The organism is Acidobacteriota bacterium (genome assembly GCA_016184105.1).
GTDB lineage: Bacteria > Acidobacteriota > Vicinamibacteria > Vicinamibacterales > 2-12-FULL-66-21 > JACPDI01.
In genome coordinates, this window is the sequence record JACPDI010000053.1 from 1 (window position 1) to 25,075 (window position 25,075).

Annotated in this window: 20 protein-coding genes; 13 read left to right on the plus strand and 7 right to left on the minus strand. The window is 68.7% G+C overall.

Annotated features, from left to right (window positions below):
* Positions 1-49: 49 nt before the first annotated feature.
* From guaB to HYU53_17605, 3 genes are all read right to left on the minus strand, one after another.
* Positions 50-1,525 (minus strand): IMP dehydrogenase, encoded by a 1,476-nt coding sequence (gene guaB / locus HYU53_17595; protein MBI2223006.1) that lies wholly within the window; start codon positions 1,523-1,525, stop codon positions 50-52.
* A gap of 94 nt (positions 1,526-1,619) precedes the next feature.
* The gene (secA, locus tag HYU53_17600; protein ID MBI2223007.1) at positions 1,620-4,547 is read right to left on the minus strand and encodes a preprotein translocase subunit SecA; all 2,928 of its coding nucleotides are present in this window, start codon (positions 4,545-4,547) and stop codon (positions 1,620-1,622) included.
* Between the two features lie 105 nt (positions 4,548-4,652).
* Positions 4,653-5,555 (minus strand): peptidoglycan DD-metalloendopeptidase family protein, encoded by a 903-nt coding sequence (locus HYU53_17605; GenBank protein ID MBI2223008.1) that lies wholly within the window; start codon positions 5,553-5,555, stop codon positions 4,653-4,655.
* A 199-nt stretch (positions 5,556-5,754) separates the two neighbouring features.
* On the opposite strand from HYU53_17605, the gene HYU53_17610 reads away from it, so the two are divergent.
* Genes HYU53_17610 through HYU53_17625 form a run of 4 tightly spaced genes read left to right on the plus strand, consistent with a single transcriptional unit; the run spans position 5,755 to position 10,325 of the window.
* Positions 5,755-6,423: a PEP-CTERM sorting domain-containing protein gene (locus HYU53_17610; protein MBI2223009.1), complete on the plus strand. Its 669-nt coding sequence runs from the start codon at positions 5,755-5,757 to the stop codon at positions 6,421-6,423.
* Between the two features lie 31 nt (positions 6,424-6,454).
* Positions 6,455-7,345, plus strand: a complete 891-nt coding sequence (locus HYU53_17615; GenBank protein MBI2223010.1) for an exosortase/archaeosortase family protein — start codon at positions 6,455-6,457, stop codon at positions 7,343-7,345.
* On the plus strand, positions 7,345-8,013 hold the full coding sequence (epsI, locus tag HYU53_17620; protein ID MBI2223011.1) for an EpsI family protein: 669 nt from the start codon (positions 7,345-7,347) through the stop codon (positions 8,011-8,013). The genes HYU53_17615 and epsI overlap by 1 nt, the downstream gene beginning before the upstream one ends.
* Positions 8,010-10,325, plus strand: a complete 2,316-nt coding sequence (locus HYU53_17625) for a tetratricopeptide repeat protein (GenBank protein MBI2223012.1) — start codon at positions 8,010-8,012, stop codon at positions 10,323-10,325. The genes epsI and HYU53_17625 overlap by 4 nt, the downstream gene beginning before the upstream one ends.
* A 13-nt stretch (positions 10,326-10,338) precedes the next feature.
* Here the strand turns inward: HYU53_17625 and HYU53_17630 are convergent, their stop codons facing one another.
* The 4 genes from HYU53_17630 to eutM form a co-directional block, all read right to left on the minus strand.
* Positions 10,339-11,862: a YifB family Mg chelatase-like AAA ATPase gene (locus HYU53_17630; protein MBI2223013.1), complete on the minus strand. Its 1,524-nt coding sequence runs from the start codon at positions 11,860-11,862 to the stop codon at positions 10,339-10,341.
* Between the two features lie 77 nt (positions 11,863-11,939).
* The gene (locus HYU53_17635; protein ID MBI2223014.1) at positions 11,940-13,658 is read right to left on the minus strand and encodes a transglycosylase SLT domain-containing protein; all 1,719 of its coding nucleotides are present in this window, start codon (positions 13,656-13,658) and stop codon (positions 11,940-11,942) included.
* A 314-nt stretch (positions 13,659-13,972) separates the two neighbouring features.
* Positions 13,973-15,706: an aldehyde dehydrogenase family protein gene (locus HYU53_17640; GenBank protein MBI2223015.1), complete on the minus strand. Its 1,734-nt coding sequence runs from the start codon at positions 15,704-15,706 to the stop codon at positions 13,973-13,975.
* A gap of 5 nt (positions 15,707-15,711) precedes the next feature.
* Positions 15,712-15,993 (minus strand): ethanolamine utilization microcompartment protein EutM, encoded by a 282-nt coding sequence (gene eutM / locus HYU53_17645; GenBank protein MBI2223016.1) that lies wholly within the window; start codon positions 15,991-15,993, stop codon positions 15,712-15,714.
* 65 nt (positions 15,994-16,058) lie between these two features.
* Here eutM and HYU53_17650 point away from each other — a divergent pair, with 65 nt between their 5' ends.
* The 9 genes from HYU53_17650 to HYU53_17690 all read left to right on the plus strand — a co-directional run.
* The gene (locus HYU53_17650; protein MBI2223017.1) at positions 16,059-16,946 is read left to right on the plus strand and encodes a hypothetical protein; all 888 of its coding nucleotides are present in this window, start codon (positions 16,059-16,061) and stop codon (positions 16,944-16,946) included.
* A gap of 58 nt (positions 16,947-17,004) precedes the next feature.
* Positions 17,005-17,655, plus strand: coding sequence for a lytic transglycosylase domain-containing protein (locus tag HYU53_17655; GenBank protein MBI2223018.1), 651 nt, complete (start codon positions 17,005-17,007; stop codon positions 17,653-17,655).
* Between the two features lie 98 nt (positions 17,656-17,753).
* Positions 17,754-18,965, plus strand: coding sequence for a type II secretion system F family protein (locus HYU53_17660; GenBank protein MBI2223019.1), 1,212 nt, complete (start codon positions 17,754-17,756; stop codon positions 18,963-18,965).
* A gap of 4 nt (positions 18,966-18,969) precedes the next feature.
* Positions 18,970-20,619, plus strand: coding sequence for a type II/IV secretion system protein (locus HYU53_17665; protein MBI2223020.1), 1,650 nt, complete (start codon positions 18,970-18,972; stop codon positions 20,617-20,619).
* A complete protein-coding gene (gene pilM, locus HYU53_17670) occupies positions 20,616-21,551 on the plus strand; it encodes a pilus assembly protein PilM (GenBank protein ID MBI2223021.1) in 936 nt (311 codons plus the stop codon). Before HYU53_17665 ends, pilM begins: the two co-directional genes overlap by 4 nt.
* Positions 21,548-22,162, plus strand: coding sequence for a hypothetical protein (locus tag HYU53_17675; GenBank protein MBI2223022.1), 615 nt, complete (start codon positions 21,548-21,550; stop codon positions 22,160-22,162). Before pilM ends, HYU53_17675 begins: the two co-directional genes overlap by 4 nt.
* Complete coding sequence (locus tag HYU53_17680) at positions 22,159-22,728, plus strand: hypothetical protein (protein ID MBI2223023.1); 570 nt, start codon at positions 22,159-22,161, stop codon at positions 22,726-22,728. Before HYU53_17675 ends, HYU53_17680 begins: the two co-directional genes overlap by 4 nt.
* Positions 22,718-23,290: a hypothetical protein gene (locus HYU53_17685; GenBank protein MBI2223024.1), complete on the plus strand. Its 573-nt coding sequence runs from the start codon at positions 22,718-22,720 to the stop codon at positions 23,288-23,290. The genes HYU53_17680 and HYU53_17685 overlap by 11 nt, the downstream gene beginning before the upstream one ends.
* A gap of 11 nt (positions 23,291-23,301) precedes the next feature.
* Positions 23,302-25,075, plus strand: a 1,774-nt coding sequence (locus HYU53_17690) for a secretin and TonB N-terminal domain-containing protein (GenBank protein MBI2223025.1), incomplete at its 3' end; no start/stop codon positions are given.

Here is a 25,075-nt window from a genome sequence, read left to right on the forward strand (position 1 = left end):
AAGGGTCAGCCCTAGAAAAAAGTGAGAATTCGGGATCTGACCCCGTCGCTCACTCCACACGGTAGTTCGGCGCTTCTTTCGTGATCACCACGTCGTGCACGTGGCTTTCGCGCATCCCGGCCTGCGTGATGCGAATCAGCCGCGCCTCGCGCTGCAGCGTCTCGATATCGGCCGCGCCGCAATAGCCCATGCCCGCGCGCAGCCCTCCCACCAGCTGGTGGATCATCGTCGCAACGCTCCCGCGATGCGGCACGCGCCCCTCGATGCCTTCGGGCACCAGCTTGTCGGCTCCCTCGCCAACCACCGAGTCGAGGTCGAACTCGTCCTGGAAGTAGCGGTCGCGGCTGCCGCGCCGCATGGCGCCAAGCGACCCCATCCCCCGGTACTCCTTGAAGCTGCGCCCCTGGTAGAGGATGACCTCGCCGGGGCTCTCGTCGGTTCCCGCAAAGAGGCTGCCGATCATCGTGCAGCTCGCGCCGACCGCCATCGCCTTGGTGATGTCGCCCGAATACCGAATGCCGCCGTCGGCGATGACAGGAACGTCGTGCGCGGCGGCCTCCTGCGCGCACGCGGCGATCGCGGAGATCATCGGCACGCCGATGCCCGCCACCACGCGCGTCGTGCAGATCGAGCCGGCGCCGATGCCGACCTTCACGCCGTCCACGCCCAGCCCAATCAGCGCGCGCGTCGCTTCGGCCGTGGCCACGTTGCCGGCGACCAGGTCCACGTCCGGGAACTGGCGCCGCAGCTTGCCGACGATGTCCATGACGCCTTGCGCGTGCCCGTGGGCCGTGTCCACCACGAGAATGTCCACGTGGGCCGCCACCAGCGCCTCGGCCCGCGACAACGTGTCCTTGGCAACCCCGACGGCTGCTGCGACCCGCAAGCGGCCCAGCGAGTCCTTCGACGCGCTCGGGTACTTGATGACCTTCTGAATGTCCTTGACGGTGATCAGCCCCTTCAGCCGGTAGTCACGATCCACGACCAGGAGCTTCTCGATCTTGTGGCGATGCAGAATCTCGCGCGCGGCATCGAGCGTCGTGCCGACGGGAACCGTGACCAGGTTCTCCTTCGTCATGATCTCGCCGATCGCCTGGCTGGTGTCGGTCTCGAACCGGAGGTCGCGATTCGTGAGAATCCCCACGAGCCGCCCTTCCGTGCTGCCGTCTTCGGTGATCGGCACGCCGGAGATCCGGTACTTGCGCATCAACGCGAGCGCTTCGTGGATGCGATTCTGCGGGGACAGCGTGATCGGATTCACGATCATGCCGCTCTCCGACCGCTTCACCCGATCGACCTCGGACGCCTGTTCGTCGATGCTGAGATTCTTGTGGATGACGCCGATCCCGCCGTGCTGCGCCATCGCGATGGCCAGCCGCGACTCGGTGACGGTATCCATCGCCGCGCTCGCCAGCGGCACGTTGAGCCTGATGTTGCGCGTGATCCGCGTGCCCACGTCCACCTGGCTGGGCAGCGTCTTCGAATGCCGCGGCACCAGCAGCACGTCGTCAAAGGTGAGGGCCATCGACAAGCCGGTGGCGATCTGCTGCGCGGTGATCAATTCGTCGCGTGTCTGCATTGCATTCAGTGGGCAGTGGGCCGTGGACAGTGGGCAGTCATCACGCCCCGTGACATTTCTTGTACTTCTTGCCGGATCCGCACGGGCACGGATCGTTGCGGCCGACCTTTGGGCCGTCATGCCGCACGGTCGTCACCACGTCGTCGCCGCCCGTGCGCGCCGGATGCGGTCCGTCGGCAACCGCCGTCCCGCCGCCGCCGAACGCAGGCACGGCCGCCGGCTTGTTCATCACGATCGGCGACGGGCGCCGCGGCGCGGGCCGGGCGGCGCGCGGCGGCTGGCGCCCGGGCCCCTCGGCCTCGATGATCGGCTGCAGGCGCCACAGATACCGCACCATTTCCTCGTCGATGCGGTCCTTCATCGCCTGGAACAGCTGGAAGCTCTCCTTCTTGTACTCCACCAGCGGATCACGCTGGCCGTAGCCGCGCAGCCCGATGCCTTCCTTGAGATGATCGAGCGCGTACAGGTGGTCCTTCCACTGCGCGTCCACGATCTGCAGCATGATGTCGCGCTCGACCCGGCGGAGCAGCGTCACGTCGGGAAGGATCTTCTCCTTGGCCTCGTACCGCGCCGTGACGCGCTCCCACAGCCGATCGCGGATCTCCTCGCGGTCGCGGGATGACGCATCCGCTGCGTCGAAATCCTCCGGCGGCAGGCCGAAGATTTCCGTGATCGCCACGCGGAAGGCGTCGAGGTCCCACTCCTCGGGATCGGCCTCTCGATCCAGGTACTGATCGACCGTCGCGTCGAGCAGGTCCTCGGACATCCGCATCAGGTAGCCGCGCGTGTCGAGCGTTTCGGCGTCCTCGTCGCGCTCGCCCGTGAGAACGATGTGCCCCTCGAGCAGCTGCCGGCGGAGGCCGTACACCGCCTCACGCTGCTTGTTCATCACGTCGTCGTACTCGAGGAGGTGCTTGCGGATGGAGAAGTTCTGCGCTTCGACCTGCTTCTGCGCGCGCTCGATCGCGCGCGTGACCATCCCGTGCTCGATGGGCACGCCTTCCTCCATCCCCAGCCGCTGCATCAGGCCGGCGATGCGGTCGGAGCCGAAGATGCGCATGAGGTCATCTTCGAGGGAGAGGTAGAACCGCGACGATCCCGGATCGCCCTGGCGCCCCGCGCGGCCGCGCAGCTGGTTGTCGATCCGGCGCGCCTCGTGGCGTTCCGTGCCGATGATGTGCAGCCCGCCGGCGGCCACGACCTCGTCGTGCTCCGCGTCGGTCTGGCGCCTGAACGACGCCAGGCGCTCCTCGTACGCCACGCGCGGCACCCGATAAAAGCTGTCCAGGTGGTAGAAATAGACGCACTCCTCGTCATCGACGAACCGCGCCTCACCCATGGCAAGACGCTCCGCGATCTCGTCGGCCAGCGTCTGCTGCCGGGCCATGAACTCGGGGTTGCCGCCGAGCAGGATGTCGGTTCCGCGGCCCGCCATGTTGGTCGCGATCGTCACCGTGGCCTTGCGCCCCGCCTGCGCGACAATCTCGGCTTCCTTCGCGTGGTACTTCGCGTTCAGCACCACGTGCCGCACGCCCCGCTTGTGGAGCATCGAGGAGAGCCGCTCGGACTTCTCGATCGACACCGTGCCCACGAGCACAGGGCGTCCGGCGGCCTGCTGGTCCGTGATGTCCTTGACGATCGCCTCGTACTTCTCGCGCTCGGTCCGGTACACCGCGTCCGGCTCCTCGACGCGCCGCAGCACGCGGTTGGTCGGGATCACCATGACGTCCAGCTTGTAGATCTTCGCGAATTCCTCCGCCTCGGTGTCCGCGGTACCGGTCATGCCCGAGAGCTTCTTGTACTTGCGGAAGTAGTTCTGGAAGGTGACGGTCGCCAGCGTCTGATTCTCGCGCTCGATCTTGACCTTTTCTTTCGCCTCCACCGCCTGGTGCAGCCCGTCGCTCCAGCGGCGGCCCGGCATGAGCCGCCCCGTGAACTCATCGACAATGACGACCTGGCCGTCCTTGATCATGTAGTCCACGTCCAGCCGGAACAGCGAGTGCGCGCGAAGCGCCTGGTTCACGTGGTGAAGCAGCGGCATGTTCGCAGGGTCGTACAGCCCGTTGCTGCCGGGCGCGAGGCGGTGTGCGAGCAGCTTCTCCGCCTTCGCCATGCCGCTCTCGGTGAGGTTCACCGTCTTGTGCTTCTCGTCGACGATGTAGTCGCCCGTCTTTTCGAGTTCCTCGCGATCTTCCGCCTTCACATCGCCGCGCGTGACGCGCCCGGCCTGCAGCTTCGGGATGATGCGATCCACCTCGTAGTAGAGGTCGGTCGATTCCTCAGCCGGCCCGGAAATAATGAGCGGCGTCCGCGCCTCGTCGATCAGGATGGAGTCCACTTCGTCGACGATCGCGAAGCGATGCCCGCGCTGCACGAAGCTCGTCAGGTCGAACTTCATGTTGTCGCGGAGGTAATCGAAGCCGAACTCGTTGTTCGTCCCGTAGGTGATGTCCGCGCTGTACGCGACCTGCCGCTCCGGGTCGGTCATCTCGTGCTGGATGACGCCGACCGTCATGCCCAGGAAGCGGTAGAGCCGTCCCATCCACTCCGAGTCGCGGCGCGCGAGGTAATCGTTGACGGTGACCACGTGAACGCCTTTGCCCTCGAGCGCGTTCAGGTACGCGGGCAGCGTGGCGACGAGCGTCTTGCCCTCGCCGGTCTTCATCTCGGCGATCTTCCCGCGGTGCAGCACCATCCCGCCGATCAGCTGCACGTCGAAGTGCCGCATGTTGAGCACGCGGCGGCCGGCCTCGCGCACGACAGCGAAGGCTTCAGGCAGCAGATCCTCGAGCGTCTCGCCCTTCGCCACCCGTTCGCGGAATTCCACCGTCTTCCCGCGCAGTTGCTCGTCGGAGAGCGCCTCGATCGAGGGCTCCAGGGCGTTGATCTGCACGACGCGTGGCCGGAGGCGCTTGAGCTCACGCTCGTTTTCGGTGCCGAAAATCTTCGCGAGGGCGGTCTGAATCATCAGGAAGAAACGCTAAGGGATATCCAACGATTCTACCCGAAACGGCAGGAGCGTGCTGGGGAGCGGGCGCCGCCGGCGCCGGGTGAAGGCGCGGCCCAGGGGGCCTCAGTTCGCCGACAGCAGACGCAGCGGATTCACGAGCCGGCTGTTCAGCCAGACTTCGTAGTGGAGGTGGGGGCTGGTCGATCGCCCGGTCGACCCGACGTAGCCGACGATGTCGCCGCGGCGCACCGTCTGCCCGGCGCGCACGTTGCTGCGGAGCAGATGTCCATAGCGCGTCTCGAGACCGAACGCGTGCCTGACGACGACGAGATTGCCATAGTCTCCGTTGCGGCCCGCCGTGGCAATCTGCCCGTCAGCCGTGGCGAAGACCGGTTGGCCGCGGTCGGCCGCGATGTCGATGCCTTCGTGGAAGGCCGCGCCGCCGTTGAACGGATCCGAGCGGCGGCCGAACGAGGAGGAGAGCCAGCCGGCGACCGGCCAGATGGACGGGGTCGCCGAGGCCAGCGCGCGGCGTCGCTCGATGCCAGTACGTGCCGAGTCCAGGCGGATTTCAAGCGCGCTCAGCAGGTCGCGAATGACGCCGAAGGTGGCGTCCGGCGACCCGAGCGCCGCGCTGAGCGCCCTGCTGCCGACCGGCGTCGGCGCGCCGCCCACCGCCCGCGCGCGCGACAGCGCCGCAAGCTTTTCGCTCGCCGCCAGCGAGGACGGGTCGATGTGCGCGCGTTCGCCCAGCTCGGTGACGGCGGCCTGGAGCGACGAGATCTGGGTGGTCAGTTCGGCGGTCGCGGCGCGGTAGCTTTCGTTCTGGGCCTGCAGGAGCGTGTTGGTCGAGCGGAGCTCGTCCATTTCAGCCCAGACGCTCCACCGCGCGCCGAGCGACATCAGAAGGGGCAGGGAGAAGAACAGAGCAAGAACAGCCAACGCGGGACGCCGCGACACAGTGAAACGTCGCAACGATCCCGTCGCGCGGTCAGCGAGCAGCAGCGTATACCGCTTGGATGGCATCAGATAGCTTAGGGGAGCCTCGCGAAGATAGCACAACTGTTCCGGGAGGGACAAGGAAAAACGGCCCCGAATCGGGCCCGCGCCCAGGGTGGGAAGCGCCTCATTTTTGGCGGCGGCCTTGCACCAGAGGGGGTGCGGGGCGCACAAGACGACCCGTAGCACCCTGCGGATGCTCATTCACGGAAGAACGGAGGCATCGATGAGAAAAACCGTAGCCGCGCTCGCTGTCACGGCACTCCTCACCAGCGGGACGGCGTCAGCCGAGCCCATCGCGGTGAGCGCGTTCGGCGGGAGCGGAGCCAGCGTCTCCGGACTGGCGGCGCTGGGCAACAGCATCGACTTCGGTCTGGCCTTCACCACCTCTGCGCCCGTGTTCCTGATGTTCAACGGCCTGCGCGCCGAGCAGAACTACCAGGTCAACATCGCGCTGCCGTCGGCGAGCTGGACGGGTCTGACTGCGGAGGTGCTGAACTCGGCCGGCGGTCCCCACAACGAAGGGGATCCCACGCAGCCCGGCTACATCCCGACGGGCTGGTCAACCTCGACAGATGACGACGGATTCAGCTTCGCGCAACGCGCAGGGCTTGCCCGTAGTCTCGTGGCCGGCGGCGGCAGCTTCGCCGTCACCGCCGACGAGGGGACGAATCTGCGCGACCTGTTGTCGTTCAGCGGAATGGCGACGGGCGCCGCCGTACTGTCGTTCGGGTTGCGTGACTACGACGGCAACCAATCGTTCCTGGTCCGCCTGGCCGCCGCTCGCGCCAACGCCGTACCGACGCCGGAGCCGGCGTCGATGCTGCTGGTCGGTGCAGGCCTGATCGGGACGGCCAACGCGATCCGCCGCCGAAAAGGCGCGAGGCACGGGTAGTCCTCGCACCCGCAAGCCCGGTCTCATGCAGATGTCCCGGAGCAGCATCTGGGTTTCCGCGGCGGTGGTGCTGGCCGCACTCGCGGTGACCTACCACGACGTGGCGGCCGGCCTCGTGCGCCAGTGGCGCACGGACGACAACTACTCGCACGGGTTTGTCGTCCTGCCCCTGGCGCTGTGGTTCGCATGGGACCGGCGCGCCGCAGTGCGGGCGCTGCCGCTGGAGCCGAGCCGCTGGGGGCTGTTCCTCCTCGCCGGCAGCCTCGCCCTGCTCGTGACCGGCACGCTCGGCGCGGAGCTGTTCCTGTCTCGCATCTCGCTCATCGGCGTGCTCGCCGGGCTGGTGCTGTTCTTCGCCGGGCGCGCGCACCTGCGCGCGCTCGCGTTCCCGCTCGCATTCCTGTTGCTGATGATTCCGCTCCCCGCGTTGATCTTCAATCGCATCGCGTTTCCACTGCAGCTGCTCGCGTCGCGCGCGGGCGCGACGGCGCTCGAATGGGCGGGCGTGCCGGTGCTCCGCGAGGGCAACGTCCTCGTGCTCGCGACGACGACCCTCGAGGTGGCCGAAGCGTGCAGCGGGATCCGATCGCTGGTGTCGCTGCTCACGCTCGCGATCGTGCTGGGCCAGTTTTCGCTGCGCACGCGCTGGGGGCGTGGGGCGCTGGCGCTGGCCGCCGTGCCGGTCGCGATCGCGGCGAACGCCGGGCGAGTGTCGGGCACCGGCCTGGCCGCGCACGTCTGGAGCCCGGAGGCGGCCGAAGGTTTCTTCCACGCATTCTCCGGCTGGATCGTGTTTGCGGCAACCTTCGCCGCGCTGCTCGCGGTCGAGCGCCTCATCGTCACCATCGAGCAGCGCCAGCCTGCGCACGGGGCGATCGGCACGCCGCGCATGGCGCCCACACTACCGGCCAGGGGAGCGTAATGGGACTGCCAGGCCGCGCCATCGCCGCCAGTCTGTTGATTGCGTCGGCCGCGCTGGTCGTGCAGCGCGCGGCCGGCGCCGAGTCGGTGCCGCTGCGCGCGCCGCTCGCGTCGATGCCCCTGTCTCTGGCGGGATGGATCGGCCGCGATCTGCCGCCGTGGGACGAGAAGATCGAGAGCGTCCTCGGAGCCGACGAGTACATCAACCGCAGGTATGTCCTGACCTCCGCGACGCGCGATCGGACGGTGACGGCGTCCGCCCCGGCGATGGCGGATCTGTACGTCGGCTACTACCGCAGCCAGCGGCAGGGGGATTCGATCCATTCGCCGCAGAACTGCCTGCCGGGCGCGGGATGGCAGCCGGTATCCGGCGAGCGGGTCACTATCCCGATCCGTGACGGCTCCGCCATTCCGGTCAACCGTTACGTCATCCAGAAGGACCTGGATCGCCAGGTCGTCCTGTATTGGTTCCAGGGACGCGGTCGGGTCGTCGCGAACGAGTATGCGAACCGCGCGTACCTCGTCGTCGATTCCCTGCGGGCGCGGCGCTCCGATGGCGCGCTCGTCCGTGTCATGTCTCCAGTGACTGGTTCCACCGGGCAGGCGGCCGCTGCCGCCGCGTCGTTCGCGGCGGCCATGTACCCTCGCCTGTCCGAGGTTGTTCCATGAGCCCTGCACACCGGCCCACCTGGCGCCCGGTCGCGCTGTTCGTACTGCTGGCGGCGAGTGCCGCCGCGTGCGAGAGCGCTGAGTCGCGCGCGCAGAAGTACGTCGCAAGCGGCGACGCGTACGAAGCCAGGCGGCAGTACGCGGAAGCCATCATTGAGTATCGGAACGCGATCAAGTCGCAGCCGAGCCGGGGCGACGTTCACCTGAAGCTCGGGCGGGCGTACCTGCGCGCGGGGGATCCGGCCAGCGCGCTGCAGTCGATGATCAGGGCGGCGGACCTGCAAACCACGAACAGCGCCGTGCAGATCGAGACCGGCTCGATGCAGTTGCTCGCCGGGGACGCAATCGGCGCACAGAGCCGCGCGGACATCGTCCTGAAGCGCGAGCCGCGGCACATCCAGGCGCACGTGCTGCTGGGGAACGCCCAGGCGGCGATGCGGCGCATGGATGACGCGCGCGCCACGCTCGAGCGCGCGGTTCGCCTCGACCCTTCATCGGGCGACGCGCTCTCCGCGCTGGGTTCTCTCTATCTCATGCAGGGCGACCGCCGGAGGGCCGAGGTGACCTTGCAGCGCGCCGTGAAGGAGGCGCCGTCCCGCGACAACGCCCGCCTCGCGCTTGCGAACTACTATTGGATGACCGGCGATCGCGACTCAGCGGAACGCGAGCTGCGGCACGTGCTTGACGCAGCCCCGCGGAACTCGATCGCGCAGTTCGCGCTCGCGCGTCTGTACGAGCAGACCGGACGGCCGAGCGAGGCGGAGACGCAGTTCAAGGCCCTGGCGGGGCAAGGTGGCACGACGGCGCGCCTCGCGCTCGCGGACTATTACCTCCGTCACAGGCGGGCGGCAGAGGCCATCGCCGCTGCCGAACCGTTGAGAAGCGATCCGGTGCGTGGCGCGGACGCGAGCCTGATCGTCGCGCGGGCGCATGTGGAGGAGGGTGCGCGCGCCGAGGCGGGCAGCGTGCTGGATGCGGTGATCAAGAGGGACTCGCGCAACGCCGAAGTGCGGCTCCTCAAAGCGCGGCTGCTGCTCGACGCGAACGATCTGGAAGGCGGGTTGAAGCACGCGAAGGCCGCCGTCAAAGCGGCGCCGGGCCTTCCCGAAGCGCACTACGTGCTGGGCCTTGCCCATCTGCGCGCGGGACGCGCCGCCGAGGCGGAGCCGGCATTCACGTCTGCCGTGAAGATCGACGCGTCGCACGCGGGCGCGGAACTCGAGCTGTCGCGCATCGCGCTGGCGCGGGGTGACGCTCGGGGCGCCTTGCAGGCCGCACGCCGCGCGGAGCGACACCCGGATCGAAAAGCGGCCGGCGTGCAGCTCGCGCTCTCGCTCGCCGCGGCGGGTCAGACCTCGCAGGCGCGGGACACGATCGCGCCGCTCGTCCGCGCCTACCCGGAGGACCCGGTGGTGCAATTCCAGCTCGCCCGGATTGCGCTCGCGCAGCGGGACTTTACGACGGCGCGCGCCGCGTTCGAGCGCGTGCTGCAGACGCAGCCCAGCTCGATGGAGGCGCTCGAGGGGATCGTCGCGGCCGAGGCGGCGGCAGGGAAGACTGACGCCGCCGCCGCCCGGCTCGCCGAGCGCACCGAGTCCGCCCGGTCGGGCGCGGAAGCCGCACAGTATCGCGTGCTCGCGGCACGGTTGGAGATCGCCCGGAACCGTCCAGACGAGGCGGTCACCGCCCTGAAGAACGCCATCGCGCGCGATTCGCGCCATATCGACGCGTACATGATCCTTGGGCAGCTTTACGCCTCGCGCGGGCAACTCGAGGCCGCCGAGCAGGAGTTTCGGCGCCTCGCGGCCGAGCGGCCGGACGCGGCCGCGAGCGCCCACACCATGCTCGGCATCGTCCAGCAGATGCAGGGGAGGACGGCGGAAGCGACGGGCGAGTACGTGGCGGCGCTCGAGGCCGACAGCAACGCCGTGGTGGCGGCGAACAACCTGGCGTGGATTTACGCCGAGGAGGGACGGCTCGACGAGGCGCTGCCGCTCGCCCAGCGCGCTGCCGCGCGGATGCCGACGCGGCCGGAGGTGCAGGACACGCTCGGCTGGGTGTACTACCGCAAGGAACTGCCGATGCACGCGGCCCTCGCTTTCGAGAAGAGCGCCGAGCTGGCGCCGCAGAACCCGACGTACGCGTACCACCTGGGCCTCGCCTGCGCCAAGGCCGAACGGAGCGCCGACGCACGCCGTGCGCTGAACAAGGCGATCGCGCTCGGCCGAACCGCGCCATGGATCGGCGACGCGCGGCGGGCGCTCGGTGGTATTGAAACGGAGACAAGGCAAAAGGAAAAAGGCGGAAGGTAGAGCGCGCCGCTTCCTAGCTCGAGCCTCTAAACTGCAGCGCCTCGGCAATGTGCTCCCTCGCGATCTCAGCGTCGCCCGCGAGATCGGCGATCGTGCGTGCGACGCGCAGCACCCGGTCGTGCGCGCGGGCCGGGAGGGCGAGCCGTTCTCCCGCGTCGCCGAGCAGGCGCCCGCCGGCGCGGTCCGGCCGGCAGAATGCGCGGAGGCCGCGCCCTTCGAGGCGCGCGTTGACGCGCGTCGTGTCGGAGCCGCGCTCGCGCGGATTGCGCGCTGCCTGGCGCGCCCGGGCCGCGACGACGCGCGCGCGCATGGCCGCCGACGGCTCGCCGGGGGGTCGCTCGCCCGGCGCGCCGGGCAACACCGCGGGCACGTCCACCACTAAATCAATGCGATCGCGCAGCGGGCCCGATACCCGCGCGCTGTACTGCGCGGCCTGTGACGGCGTGCACCGGCACGGGCGCCTTGTGTCGCCGAGAAACCCGCAGGGACAGGGGTTCATCGCGGCCACCAGCATGAACCGCGCGGGGAAGGTCACCGTCCGCGCCGCCCGCGCAATCCGCACGATGCCTTCCTCGAGTGGCTGCCGAAGCACGTCGAGCACCCGCCGGCCGAACTCGGGCATCTCGTCCAGGAAGAGCACGCCGCGATGCGCGAGCGAGATTTCACCGGGACGCGGCACGCTTCCGCCGCCGACCAGGGCGACGTCGGAAATAGTGTGATGCGGCGCGCGAAACGGCCGCCTGGCGAGGAGGCCGGCCCCTGGCGGCAGCAGGCCCGCCACCGAATGGATGATGGTGACTTCGAGCGCTTCGTCGAACGACATCGGCGGCAGCAGGCCGGCCACGCGCCGCGCCATCATCGTCTTGCCGGCGCCGGGTGGCCCGACGAGCAGCACGTTGTGCCCGCCGGCGGCGCCAATCTCCAGGGCGCGTCGCGACAGCGCCTGCCCGTACACGTCCGCGAAATCAGATTCTCCCTCGTCCTCGGCCGGCGGTTGCGCCGTGACGGGTGGCAGGTCCGCAGGGAAGGGAGCCCCGTTGAGCGCCGCGACCGCATCGGTCAGCCGGCGCACCGGCATGAGCGCCGTTCCTTTCACCACGGATGCTTCCGCCAGGTTGCCGTATGGCAGGAGCACCCCGCGAAGCGCACGGCGGCGGGCCGACACCGCCACGGGCAGCACGCCGCGCACGGGATGGATCACGCCGTCGAGCGACAGCTCGCCCAGCACCAGTACGTCTTCCATGACGCCCGGGATCGCGCCGGACGCCGCGAGGATCCCGAGGGCGATCGGCAGGTCGAAGGCCGACCCCGCCTTGCGGAGGTCGGCCGGCGAGAGATTCACCGTGATGCGATGTTGCGGGTAGTCGAATCCCGAGTTCCTGATCGCGCTGCGAACGCGGTCCCGGCTTTCTCGGACGCTGGCGTCGGGCAGGCCGACCATCGTGAACCCCGGGATGCCGAACGACACGTCGACCTCTACCTGCACCGGGCACGCCTCGATGCCGATGACCGCCGCAGTCTTGAGGAGGGCGAGCACACAGGGGCGCCTGCAAGGGGCGGCCCCTGTGTGCAATCAGTCAGTTAGGAGAAATGTGTGCAGGTTCTGCGCGGTGCCTAGCGGCCGCGCTCGGCAAAAATCGTCAGGCGGTCACCCACGGCAATGCGAGTACCGCGCATGCGGTTCCAGCTCTTGATCTTGTCAACCGTCGTGTTGTAGAGCCGCGCGATCGAGAACAGCGTGTCACCCCGTCGCACCCGGTGCGTCGTGCGCTCCACCTTCGGCCGTGTGTTCGAGGCCAGGACCACCGGGGCCTCATCGGCCCCTTGAGCGATCGTGCGGCTGGCGGTGATGGCCGGCGGCGCCGGACGATCGGAGCGCGCCGCGAGCACGGTGGCGGGCGCGCGCGGGATGATCAGTGACTGCCCGGCACGCACGCGCGACGACACGCGGAGCTGGTTCGCTTCCGCCAGATCGAGCCGGTTCACCCGCAGCTTGCGGGCGATCGTCTTGAGTGACTCGCCGCGGCGCACGGTGTACCACTTGACGGCGGTGAGCTCGCTCTCCGACGCGTCGGCGAGCCGCGCGCGCAGCGTCTCGGCGGTGCCGACCGGCACCTTGACCTCGTACTCGTACCGGACCGGCGTCGTCCATCGGCGCAGCTCCGGATTCAGAGACTGGATGACGTCGATCGTGGAGTCGGTCCACTCCGCGACGCGCCGCAGGTCCACCGCCTTGGGCACCCTGACCTTCTCATACTGGACGGGGGGCTCGGCGGTGAATTGAATGCCGTACTGCGCCGGGTTGCGCGCGACGATCATCGCCGCGAGGATCATCGGCACGTACTCGCGGGTCTCGCGGGGGAGGGTCCGGCGCCCGCGCTCGACGAGCGACCAGAAATCCTCGACCTTGTACCGCTTCAGCGCGCGCTGCACGCGGCCGGGCCCGCCATTGTAGGAGGCGAGCGCCAGGTGCCAGTCGCCGTCGAACATGCGGTTGAGCGTCTTCAGGTATTTCGCCGCGGCAATCGTCGCCTTCTCCGGGTCCGAGCGCTCGTCGATATACCAGTCGTGGCGCAGCCCGTTTTCGAGCGCGGTGCCGCGCATGAACTGCCAGACCCCCTTGGCCTTCGCGCGCGACAGCGCGTTCGGCTTGAACGCACTCTCGACGATGGGAATGTAGGCGAGGTCGAGCGGCAGCCCCTCGGCGCGGAAGACGCTTTCGATCATCGGCAGGTACTTGCTTCCGCGCTGCAGGCCGTCCTGGATGTAGTCGCGCAGCCGTCCCTGGAACAGCTCGACGTAGGAGAGCACCTTCTCATTGAGCGGGATGGGAACGTCCGACACGCGGTGCTCGAGGTCGGCGACCACCGTCTCGCGCGTGTCGGGAACGGCGACCGGCTTGGGCGTGAAGGTCGCGATATCCAGCAGTTCGTCGAGGCTGGCCTCCTCGTACTTCTTCTCGGTGAATCCGTCCCCCTGGGCCAGCGCGGTGACCTCGTGGGCGTTGATGCGGTCGATCAGCTTATCGAAGTGCTCGCGAAGCCGGCCGTCCCAGCGCGCGCCGTATTCGGACTCGAGCAGCACGTCCACGGCGCGGTCGAACTCCACGCGCGCCTGGTCGAGGTGCCCCAGCTTCAGCTCGCGCTCGCCGGCGGCGAAATGCTGTTCGGACTTCGCGATGAGGGCCGCGACAGGATCCTGGGCGGTGCGTGGTGAAGTCTGCCGCGCCGGCTGGCGCTGGCCGGCGATCACCGGGCTGGCGATCGCCAGCGCGACCATCGCGCCGAGCAACACCGGCGCGCGTCGCGGGAAATTTCGAAACTTGACGACCATGGGCGCTCCCGCGTGGGTCGCGGCGCGCGTGCCGCAACCTCGCTGAGGTCGCCCCCCAGCGGGGGGCTCCCGTTGTTCGACGGCACCCGGGCGTCCCCGGGCGTATCGACCGGCGTTCGAGGCTGGGGAGCCTCTATTGCTCTCCGCCGATGGCGGAAACCCGTACCAACTGCTGGGATTGGATCCTAACACCCCAGCAGGGGAGAGGTCAACGGTAAACCATAGCCAACTTGGCAGTTACGTCCAGCGTAAAAAGGGGTCGGGAGCCTTTTTCGACGCTGGCCGGCACGTCGAAAAAGGCTCCCGACCCTTTTTTACGATTTTGGAAAGGCCGAGGGCACGAACACCTTGTGTTGCTCGCCCATATCGCGGGCGGCGGGGGTCACAATCGTCCGCGCGCCGAGCATGATCTTCGTGCCGTGGCGAACCGCCTGGCGCACGTCTTCTTCGCAGACGAACTCCGCCGGCGGTCCCACCGGCGACCGCGCAGCGGACACCGGGGGCTGAGGCGCCATGGCGCCCGACGCCGCCGCGCGAAACCCGCGCGCGGACAGGAAATCGTCCACGCGGCGCGAGAGTGCGTCCGCGCTGATGCCGGCCGGGGAAGCTTCATGCGCCACGCTCGGTAAATGAGGCCGGGGCCCATCCATGTTCACTGCCGCGTTCACTGCCGCCGGTTTCACTGCCGCGGGACGCACCTCGTACGCCAACCGCTTGATGTTCAGCAGGTGGCGCGGCCCGATGTTGTCCGACGTGATGTTCCCGCCGAATCCGCCGCAGCCGAGCGTCAGCGCGGGATCGAGGCCGGTCGTCAGCCCGATCGATCCGTGGCTGGTTGGCGTGTTCACCACGATGCGGAATGCCGGCTTCTTCAGGCCGAACTGCAGGATGACTTCTTCATTGCGCGAGTGGATGGCCATCGTGTGGCCCATGCCGCCGTAGCGCAGGATCTGGATGCAGCGCTCGCACCCTTCGCGCCAGTCCCTCACGGTGTACATCGACAGGACCGGGCAGAGCTTCTCGACCGACAGGGGGTAATCGCGCCCGACGCCCGCCAGCTCGGCGACGAGCACGCGTGTGTCCGGCGGGACCGTGATGCCTGCCTGCGCCGCGATGTAGGCCGCGCTCTTCCCGACCAGCGCCGGGTTGGGCAGCCGCTGCGGCGTCACGAGGGCTTTGCCGACCGCCTCGATCTCCTGGGCGTTGAGGAAGTAGGCGCCCTGCCGCACGAACTCGCGCTTGGCCTGCTCGGCAATCGGTTCGTCGAGCACGACCGAGTTCTCCGACGAGCAGAGCACGCCGTAGTCGAACGTCTTCCCGGTGACGACGTCGCGGACCGCCTTCGTGACGTCGGCGGTTCGCTCGATGAACGCCGGCGCATTCCCCGGGCCGACGCCGTAGGCCGGCTTGCCCGCGCTGTAGGCGGCGCGGACGAGCCCCATCCCACCGGTCGCGAGGATGACGGCCACCTCGCGCGCCTTCATCAGTTCCTGGGTCCCCTCGAGCGTCACGTTCTGCATCCATCCGATCGCGCCGGCGGGGGCCCCCGCCCGGCACGCGGCCTCGTGCATCACTTCCGCAACCCGCGTGATGCAGCGCACGGCCGCCGGGTGCGGGCTGAGCACGATGGGGCACCGCGCCTTGAGCGCGATCATGATCTTGTAGATCGCCGTGGAGGTGGGGTTGGTGGACGGGATGATGGCGCAGACCACGCCGAACGGCTCGGCGATCTCGACGACTTTCTGCTCCTCGATCCGCCGGATCACGCCCACCGTCTTCATCGGGCGGATGAACTCGTGCACGCGCCTGGACGCGAACGTGTTCTTCTGGATCTTGTCGGCGACGACGCCGTAACCGGTTTCTTCGTGGGCGAGTCGCGCGAAGGCCTCCGCCTGCGCCGTGGCTGCCGCTTCCATCGCATCGATGACGGCGTCGATCTGTTCCTGGGAGAACTCGGCGAGCTTGGGCGCGACTTCCTTCGCGCGGCGCGCCAGCGCGCGCGCTTCGGCGATCGACTGAAGATCCTTGTCGCTCTGAGCAGCGGCCATGAACCCTATTTGGGCGCCTTGGGCAGCACCTTCTCGACCTCGGCGTGCGGTCGCGGGATCACGTGGACCGAAACCAGCTCGCCGACGCGCCGCGCCGCGGCAGCCCCGGCGTCGGTCGCCGCCTTCACCGCGCCGACATCGCCACGCACCATCACCGTGACGTACCCGGCGCCGATGTATTCCTTGCCGACGAGGATGACGTTCGCCGCCTTGACCATCGCGTCCGCCGCCTCGATCGATCCGATGAGACCGCGGGTCTCGACCATCCCGAGTGCTTCTAGCGTCATTGCGCGTGCTACGCTACCATACTTCTCCGGCGTTTTTCCAAGACCGGATTCACAATCGCATGATGATGAAACGCGTTCGTGCCACGATGCTGCTTGCCCTTGCCACCGCTGCCGCCGCGTGCGGCGGAACGCGCACCGACGAGCCGCCGGTCGCCACGCCGTCGTTCGCCTCCGAGCGCTCGCGCGTGCCGCTCGGCAGCCCGATCGAGCTGACCTATACGTTTGACGTCGCACGCGAGGCGAAGATCGACGGCGATTACCGGGTGTTCGTGCATTTCCTGGATTCAGAAGGGGAACTGATGTGGACCGACGATCACACCCCGGTCCCCCCGACCACCGCGTGGAAACCGGGACAGAAAGTCTCGTACTCGCACACGATGTTCGTCCCCGTGTACCCCTACGTCGGCGATGCGCGCGTGCGGCTCGGCCTGTACTCGGCAAGCGACGGCCGGCGCCTCCCCCTCAACGGCAAGGAGGACGGGGAGCGCGAATACGAGGTCGGCTCGATGAGCCTGGCGCCACAGTCGGAGAACATCTTCCTGATTTATCGCGACGGCTGGAACCGGGCGGAGAGCGCACCCGACCAGCCGGCCATCGAGTGGCAGTGGACGAAGAAGAGCGCCGGCCTGTCGTTCCGCAACCCAAAGAAGGACGTCGTCTTTTTGCTGGAGAGCGATGGCCGGCCCGATGTGTTCGCGCCGCCGCAGCAGGTCTCCATCAGGGTCGACGATCAGGTCGTGCACACCTTCGCCATGACCGACAGGAACCCGGTCGTGCGCCGGATCCCGATCACGGCCGCGCAGCTCGGAACGGCCGACATGGTGGACATGAGGATTGAAACGGATCGGACCTTCGTCCCCGCCCAGATCCCGGCGGGGCAGCCCGGCCACGGACCCGACACGCGCGAGCTGGGCATTCGCGTGTACCACGTGTTTGTCGGGTCAAAGGACTAGCTCGACTGTATTGATTCTGGACACTTCGCGCAACTGCATGCTAGGATTGGCCTTCCGCATGCAGCTGAATCGCGTGGCGGTCGTCGCGACCGTAGGGCTCGGGCTATGCGCCGCCGCTCCCGCCTCCGCCGAGCTCGTGTTCCTGGCGTCCGGCCGAACCTTATCGGTCAGGGCGCACCGTGAGGCGGGCGACACGGTCGTGCTGTCGTTGCGGTCGGGCGGAGAGGTCCGCTTCGAAAGGGCCCTCGTCGAGCGCATCGAGGAGGACGAAGTTCCGTATCCGGAGCCTCGAGCGGTCGAGCCGGCCGTGCTTCCGTCGAGCCTGGCGGTCGTGCCTTACGCGGGGCTGATCGAAGACATTTCCGCGGCGCATGGGGTCGACCCCGTGCTGGTGAAGGCGCTCATCAAGGTCGAGTCGGGCTATCGGTCGAAGGCGCGGTCGCGCAAAGGGGCGATGGGCCTCATGCAGATCATGCCCGCGACGGCCCGGCAGTACTCCGTTCGCAACCCGTACGACCCGAAGGCGAATCTCGAGGCGGGGATCAAGCACCTCGCGGGCCTTCTCGGCCGCTTTGACCTGTCGGTCGCGCTCGCGGCGTATAACGCCGGGGAAGGCGCCGTCCAGCGTTTCGGCGGCATGCCGCCGTACCGGGAAACGCGCAACTACGTGCGCCGCATTCTCGCGCTCGTGACGCCCGCCTCGAACTGACGCCCGAGCCATCACGCCTGCGCCACGGTCTAAGAGCAAGGAGCCCTGCGCGGTGGGAACTGCGCCGGGCCGCCAAATGAGGCTATAGTTTGGCGCTGATGGAATACCGCTGCCGGCTCGGAACGGCCGCCGGTCACATCATCGAAGGCGTTTACGTCGCCGACTCGGAGGCGACGCTCCGCCGCGAGCTGGAGGACAAAGGTCTCTACGTGCTGACCATCCGGCGCGCGGGCCGGCTCCCGTTTGCGCCGGCGCTCCGGCTGCCTCAGCGGCGGCGCGTCAGCAGCCGCGAATTCCTGGTGTTCAACCAGGAGCTGGCGACGCTGCTCAAGGCGGGCATGCCGCTCGTCCAGTCGCCCGACATCCTGCGGCAGCGGGTCGAAAATCCCACGTTCAAAGCGGTCCTCGATGACGTGCACGAGCGCGTCCGCGGCGGCTCGTCGCTCTCCGAGGCGTTCGAGGCGCAGAAAGACATGTTCCCGGGCGTGTATCACGCGTCGCTGATGGCCGGCGAGAAGAGCGGCAACCTCGAGCAGGTCATCCGCCGCTACGTGGCGTACGCGAAGGTCATCGCCTCGGTGAGGCGGCGCACGCTCTCCGCGCTCGTCTATCCCGCCATCCTCACCGCGCTCTCGCTGATCGTCGTCGGGATCATCGTGTTGAAGGTGGTGCCCGCGTTTGCCGGCTTCTACGGCCAGTTCGACAAGGAGCTGCCGCTGTCCACGAGGCTGATCGTGGCCGGCTCGGGCCTGGCGGTCACGTATTTTCCGGTCATCGCGGCGGCGCTCGTGGCGGCCGCCGCGGGGTTCTGGGCCTGGGTGCAGAAGCCGGAGCAGCGCGTGCGGTTCGACCGGCTCGTGCTGCGGCTGCCATTTGGCGGGCCGGTGGTACAGAAGTTCTCGACAGCCCAGGCGGCGCGCACGCTCGCCACGCTGCTGAGCGGCGGCATCCCGCTCGTCAACGCGCTGGAGATCGCCGCGCGCTCGATCGGAAACCGGTACATGGCGGACCAGCTGCTCGCGGCGGGCCACCAGGTGCGCGAGGGCTCGTCGCTGGCCGGCGCCATGCTCGAACGCCGGTCCTTTCCTGATGTCGCGATCAAGATGGTGGAGGTCGGCGAGTCCACCGGCGCGCTCCAGGACATGCTCAACAGCCTGGCCGATTTCTATGACGAGGAGATCGAAACCACGCTTGGGCGCTTCGTCACGCTCGTCGAGCCGATACTGCTGGTGACGATGGGGCTGGTGATCGCCGCGCTGCTGCTGGCGCTCTACATGCCGCTCTTCCAGCTGTCGTCGGTATTGTCGTAACCCTATGGACCAGAAGACCGTCAACGGAAGTCCCGATTTCTACGTGGGCGCCGGCGAGACGACCCCCGCCGAGCAGGCGGCGGAAAACGACCGCGCGCGCCGGCTGGCGGAGCGCTACCGGCTCGAGTTCGTGGACATGCACCGCTTCCGGATCGACCAGGAGCTGTTCCGGTCGATTCCGGCGGACCTGATGCTGCGCTACGGGTTCGTCCCGTACCGGCGGGACGCCCACGCCCTCGTGATCGTCGTCTCGGACCCGACCGATCTCCCGCTCATCGACGAGCTGTCGGCGCTGCTGGGCACGCCGATCAAGGTCGCGGTCGGCACGCCGTCGGCCATCCAGTCGATCCTCAAGAAGAGCGAAAGCTCGCAGCGCGTGCTCGAGGAGGCCACCGAAGGCTTCCAGATGCAGATCCTGCGGGAGGACGAGAACCTCGAGGAGAGCCTCACCGTCGAGAAGCTCACGAGCGACGCCAGCCCGGTGATCCGGCTGGTGGACTCGATGATCTACACGGCCATCCAGCGCCGCGCGAGCGACATCCACGTGGAAACCCAGGACGACGCGGTGCACGTCAAGTACCGGATCGACGGCGTACTGCAGCCCGCCATGCGCCCGATCGACCGGCGCTTCCACAGCACGATCATCTCGCGCATCAAGGTGATGGCGGAGCTCGACATCGCCGAGAAGCGCGTGCCGCAGGACGGGCGCTTCAAGCTGCGGCTGCCGGGCAAGACGATCGACTTTCGCGTGTCGATCATGCCGAGCGTGCACGGCGAGGACTCCGTCATCCGCATCCTCGACAAGGAATCGATCAGCGAGCAGTTCAAGGAGCTGCGGCTCGACATCCTCGGCTTCCCCGAGCTGGAGCTGAAGCGCTTCCGCAAGTACATCGCCGAGCCGTACGGCATGGTGCTCGTCACCGGGCCGACCGGCAGCGGCAAGACGACGACGCTCTACGCCGCGCTTTCCGAGATCAAGTCGCCGGAAGACAAGATCATCACGATTGAGGATCCGGTGGAATACCAGCTGCACGGCATCACGCAGATCCCGATCAACGAAAAGAAGGGGCTGACGTTCGCGCGCGGGCTGCGCTCGATCCTGCGGCACGACCCCGACAAGATCATGGTCGGCGAGATCCGCGACAACGAGACGGCGCAGATCGCGATCAACTCCGCGTTGACGGGGCATCTCGTGTTCACGACCGTGCACGCCAACAACGTGGTGGACGTGCTGGGGCGGTTCCTGAACATGGGCGTCGAGGCGTACCAGTTCGTCTCGGCGCTCAACTGCGTCCTGGCGCAGCGGCTCGTGCGCACGATCTGTACGCACTGCCGCCGCCCGGCGGCGATCACGCGGGAGATGCTCGAGGAGTCCGCGCTCGATCCGGGGCTGGCGCAGGCGCACGCGTTTTACGAGGGGGCGGGCTGCATCGAGTGCGGCGGCACCGGGTACAAGGGACGCACCGCCATCTGCGAGCTGCTCGACCTGACGGACCGCATCCGTGAGATGATTCTGGAGCGCCGCCCGACCTCGGAGATCAAGAAGATGGCACGCGAGGAAGGCATGCGGTTCCTGCGCGAGTCCGCCGTCGAGCGCGCCCTCAACGGCACGACGACACTGCGCGAGATCAACAAGGTGACGTTCGTCGAATGAGCCCCGCCGCTGCGCGAAGCAGCTTCCTCAAGGCGCAGCCTCCCGCCATCGCCGTGGAGTTCGCGGCCGATCGCGTGGCGATCGTGTCGGTGGACCGCGGCCCGGGCGGCGCGACCGTGAGCGCGCACGGCGTGGAACGGCTCGCGCCGGGCGTGCTCGCGCCTCAGCTGAACGGCCGCAACGTGCAGGACGCCAACAGCGCGGGGGACGCGCTGCGCCGCCTCATCGACGCCGCGGGCCTCCGCGGCACGCGCGCGGCGCTCGTGCTGCCCGACGCGGTGGCGCGCGTGTCCATCGTGTCGTTCGAGACCGTCCCCTCGTCGGCCGCGGACCTCGAGCAGCTGATCCGGTGGCAGGTCCGAAAGTCGGTGCCGTTCGCGATCGACACGGCGCAGGTCTCGTGGGACCGCGGGAGCGGCAACGACTTCGTCGTGACGGTCGCCCGCCGCGACATCATCGAGGAGTACGAAGCCGTGTGCGCGCGCGCCGGCCTGCACGCCGGCCTCGTCGATCTCGCCACGTTCAACCTGATTAATGCCGTGCTGGCCTCCGGGGCGCCCGATGGGGACTGGATGCTCGTGCACCTGACCGTGGGGGACGCGTCGATCGCGATCGTGCGCGGCCACGACCTGATCTTCTTCCGCAACAAGACGACCGCGCAGGACGAGTCGGTCGAGGACCTGGTGCACCAGACGGCGATGTACCACGAAGACCGCCTGGGCGGCGGCCGGTTCGCGCGCGTGGTGGTCAGCGGCCTGGCCGCCGGCGCCGCCGCCGAGACGCGGCGCAACATCGAGGCGCGGTTCGGCGTGCCGGTCGAGGCCGTGGATCCGCGCGGGGCCGCGACGCTCCGCGATCGCATCGCCGCGGCGCCCGAGCTGCTCGAGGCGCTTGCGGCGCCGGTCGGCATCCTGGTGCGGGAGGTCGCGTGATCCGGAACAATCTGGCCACGCGCCCCTTCTACAACGAGCGCGCCGCGCACGCGGCCATCGCGCTCGTTGCGGTGGCGATCGTCGCGCTCACCGCGTTCAATCTCTATCGCCTGGTCTCGCTGTCGGCACGCAGCACGGCGCTCGCCGCGGAGATCCGCCGCGACGAGGACGCGGCCGCGCGCGTGCGGCGCCAGGCGGCGGCGCTGCGCGCCCGGATCAATCACACCGAGCTGCAGGCGGTGATGGCCGGCGCCCGCGAAGCCAACGCGCTGATCGATCAGCGGACGTTCTCGTGGACGGAGTTCTTCAACCTGATCGAGCGCACCCTGCCCGCCAACGTGATGCTGTCGTCGGTGAGGCCCGCGATCGAGGGAGGGCGCACGACCGTCCACCTCGTCGTCCTGGGACGCCGGGCGGAGGACATCGACGCCTTCATGGAACAGCTCGAGACGACCAACGCGTTCCGGTCGGTCCAGCCGAGGGCGGAGGACGTCACCGAGGAAGGACTGCACCGGCTGGCGCTGACAGCCGAATACGAGGCGGCGCCGTCCGGGCCGGCTTCGCCGGTCGCGGCGCCAGGAGGCGGGGCCGGGGCCCCGACCGGGCTGTGATTCCCGTTCGTCGCGTGCTCCAGGAGAAACGCGGCATCGTGTGGCTGCTCTTTGTCGTGCTGCTCGCCAACGTGGCGCTGTATGCCGTGGCGGTCTATCCGCTCTCGCGCAAGGTTGCGGGGGCCGAAGAGCGCGCAGCGGTCGCCCGCACGTCGCGTGTCGCCGCGGAGCGCGAGCAGACGATCGCCCGCGCGACGCTCGAAGGCAAGGATCGCGCCGACCGCGAGCTGCAGAAGTTCTACGCCGAGGTGCTCCCCGGCGATCACGCCGCCGCCCGCCGCATCACGTACCTGCGGCTCGCACGGCTCGCGCGCGACGCGGGGCTCGACCCGGGCCGCACCTCGTTCGACGCCATGCCCGTTCGAAACAGCTCGCTCACGCGGCTCGCCGTCTCCCTCGATCTGCAAGGCAGCTACGGCGCCGTCAGGCGCTTCATCTACCTGCTCGAGACCGCGCACGAGTTCACGATCATCGAGAACGTGGCGCTTGCCAGCAGCGAAGGGGGAGAGCTGCAGCTCAACCTCGCCCTTGCGACGTACTATCGGAACGGCCGCGATGGCGATTGACCGGGGGAGGCTGGGCCCGGCGCGGCAATGGGTGATCCTCGCCGGGCTGGCGATCGTGCTGGTCGCGGCCGTGATGCTGCGCGGCGGATCGCGGCCCGACACCCCGGCCGGCGCGTCCCGCCAGGCGTCCAACACACAGGGACGAGCCGTCGCGCCGCCGCGCGAGCTTGACGTGCGTCTCGAGGCGCTGCGGGGGGAACGGGCCCGGCCTGGCGCGATCGATCGGAACCCGTTCCGGTTCGAGGCGCGGCGGCCGCCGCGGGGAGATGACGAAGCGGGGGAGGCACGCGGGCCCGCCTCGCGGCGCGAGATCGAACCCGCGCCGCCGGCGCCGGCCGGGCCGACTCCGCCGCCGCCAATCCCGCTGAAGTTCATCGGGATCATCGAATCGCCGGGCGCCGGCCGGATGGCCGCGCTCAGCGACGGCCGCCGCGTTTTCCACGGGCGCACGGGAGATACCATCGAGGGGCGCTATCGCATCGTCCGGATTGGCGTGGAGTCCATCGTCCTGGAGTACGTTCATGGGGGGGCGCAGCAGACGATCCGGCTGTCGGGCCAATGAATGGAGCAGGTGTGAGACGGAGATCGGGAGCTCTGATCGCGCTGGTGCTGATGTCGGCGCTGATGCTGTCGGCGTGCGCCGCCGAGCGGGCGTTCCGCCGCGGCGAGGATTCTTCGCGGGCCGGGGACTGGGACTCCGCCGTGGTGCACTACCGCCGCGCGGTCCAGGAGGATCCCGATCGCGCGGAGTACAAGATCAGGCTGGAGCGCGCGATGCAGAACGCCGCGCGCGATCACATCAGCCGCGCGCGCGAGCTGGAGGAGGGGGATCAGCTGGACGCGGCGCTGCGCGAGTATCGCCGCGCCCTGGAGTACGACGCCTCGAACCGGCTGGCGGCGTCGAAGGCCGCGGAACTGGAGCGCACGATCCGGGAGCGGATTGAGGCCGCGCGCCCGCGGCCGCGGATCGAGCAGCTCCGCGAGCAGGCGCGGACGAGCACGGCGCCGCCGCTGCTCGATCCGGCATCCAAGGCGCCGCTCAAGTTCACGTTCACCAACGCCTCGCTGCGCGACGTGATCAACACGATCACCAGCGCCGCCGGGATCAATACGATGTACGACTCCCAGGCGGAGTCGGTCGTGGGGCGGCCGATCACGGTCAACCTGGACGGCGTCACGCTGGAGCAGGCGCTCGATCAGATCCTCGCGTCCAACGGCCTCTATTACAAGGTCCTGAACCCGCGGACGATCATCATCATCCCCGACGTCGCGACCAAGCACGCGCAGTACGACGAGCTGGCGATCAAGACCTTCTACCTGTCGCACGCCGACGCGTCCGAGGTGATGCAGGTCCTCAACCAGGTCGTGCGGCTCGCCCAGGCCGGCGTGCAGCCCGTCGTGATGATGAACAAGACCGCGAACACGATTACGGTCCGCGCGACGGTGCCGATGATCGACGTCATCGAGCGCGTCATCCGCGCCAACGACAAGCCGCGCGCGGAGATCGTCATCGACGTCGAGATCCTCGAGGTGAACCGCACGAGACTGAAGGAGTACGGGATCGACCTGGGCACCTACGCGGTCAACCTGTTCTTCTCGCCGGAGGCGCCCCCTTCGACGGGCACCGGCGGGACCACGACGGCCCCCTTCAACCTGAACACGATTTCGCAGGGCGTCAGCACCGCTGACTTCTACCTGTCGGTGCCGTCAAGCGTCATCCGCTTCATGGAGCAGGACAACAACACGCGGATCCTGGCCAAGCCGCAGCTGCGCGGCGCGGAGGGCACCAAGCTGACGCTGAACCTCGGTCAAGAGGTGCCGGTGGTGTCGACCGTCTTTGGCGCCGCCGCGGCGGGAGGATTCGCCACGATCCCGCAGTCGTCGTTCACGTATCGCAACGTGGGCGTCAACGTGGAGATGACGCCGCGCGTGACCTACGAGGGGGAGATCATCCTGGAGCTGGCGGTCGAGAACAGCGCGCTCGGCGCCGACATCAGCGTGGCAGGGCAGACCGTGCCGAGCTTCAACAGCCGCAAGGTCACCACGAAGCTGCGGCTGCGCGAGGGAGAGTCGAACCTGCTGGCCGGTCTCATTTCCCAGAACACATCGGACAGCTTGAGAGGCGTGCCGGGCCTGCTCCGGGTACCGGGCTTCAAGCAGCTCTTCTCGTCGAACAACAGGAGGACGGAAGAGACCGACATCGTGATGCTCCTCACGCCGCACATCGTGCGGACGCACGAGCTGACGGCAGACGACCTCGGCGCGATTTACATCGGCACGCAGCAGCGGGTCGGGCTCACCGGCGCGCCGCAGCTGATCGCACCGCACGAGCCCGCGCCGCCGGCGC

What these genes read in the sequence shown, in the direction of transcription:
- epsI (MBI2223011.1), top strand. Translation starts at nt 7,345, where the DNA reads ATGGGACTGCCAGGCCGCGCCATCGCCGCCAGTCTGTTGATTGCGTCG.
- HYU53_17635 (MBI2223014.1), bottom strand. Translation starts at nt 13,658, where the DNA reads ATGGTCGTCAAGTTTCGAAATTTCCCGCGACGCGCGCCGGTGTTGCTC.
- HYU53_17650 (MBI2223017.1), top strand. Translation starts at nt 16,059, where the DNA reads ATGAAACGCGTTCGTGCCACGATGCTGCTTGCCCTTGCCACCGCTGCC.
- eutM (MBI2223016.1), bottom strand. Translation starts at nt 15,993, where the DNA reads ATGACGCTAGAAGCACTCGGGATGGTCGAGACCCGCGGTCTCATCGGA.
- secA (MBI2223007.1), bottom strand. Translation starts at nt 4,547, where the DNA reads ATGATTCAGACCGCCCTCGCGAAGATTTTCGGCACCGAAAACGAGCGT.
- HYU53_17655 (MBI2223018.1), top strand. Translation starts at nt 17,005, where the DNA reads ATGCAGCTGAATCGCGTGGCGGTCGTCGCGACCGTAGGGCTCGGGCTA.
- HYU53_17660 (MBI2223019.1), top strand. Translation starts at nt 17,754, where the DNA reads ATGGAATACCGCTGCCGGCTCGGAACGGCCGCCGGTCACATCATCGAA.
- HYU53_17640 (MBI2223015.1), bottom strand. Translation starts at nt 15,706, where the DNA reads ATGGCCGCTGCTCAGAGCGACAAGGATCTTCAGTCGATCGCCGAAGCG.
- HYU53_17605 (MBI2223008.1), bottom strand. Translation starts at nt 5,555, where the DNA reads ATGCCATCCAAGCGGTATACGCTGCTGCTCGCTGACCGCGCGACGGGA.
- HYU53_17610 (MBI2223009.1), top strand. Translation starts at nt 5,755, where the DNA reads ATGAGAAAAACCGTAGCCGCGCTCGCTGTCACGGCACTCCTCACCAGC.
- guaB (MBI2223006.1), bottom strand. Translation starts at nt 1,525, where the DNA reads ATGGCCCTCACCTTTGACGACGTGCTGCTGGTGCCGCGGCATTCGAAG.
- HYU53_17615 (MBI2223010.1), top strand. Translation starts at nt 6,455, where the DNA reads ATGTCCCGGAGCAGCATCTGGGTTTCCGCGGCGGTGGTGCTGGCCGCA.
- HYU53_17625 (MBI2223012.1), top strand. Translation starts at nt 8,010, where the DNA reads ATGAGCCCTGCACACCGGCCCACCTGGCGCCCGGTCGCGCTGTTCGTA.
- pilM (MBI2223021.1), top strand. Translation starts at nt 20,616, where the DNA reads ATGAGCCCCGCCGCTGCGCGAAGCAGCTTCCTCAAGGCGCAGCCTCCC.
- HYU53_17665 (MBI2223020.1), top strand. Translation starts at nt 18,970, where the DNA reads ATGGACCAGAAGACCGTCAACGGAAGTCCCGATTTCTACGTGGGCGCC.
- HYU53_17685 (MBI2223024.1), top strand. Translation starts at nt 22,718, where the DNA reads ATGGCGATTGACCGGGGGAGGCTGGGCCCGGCGCGGCAATGGGTGATC.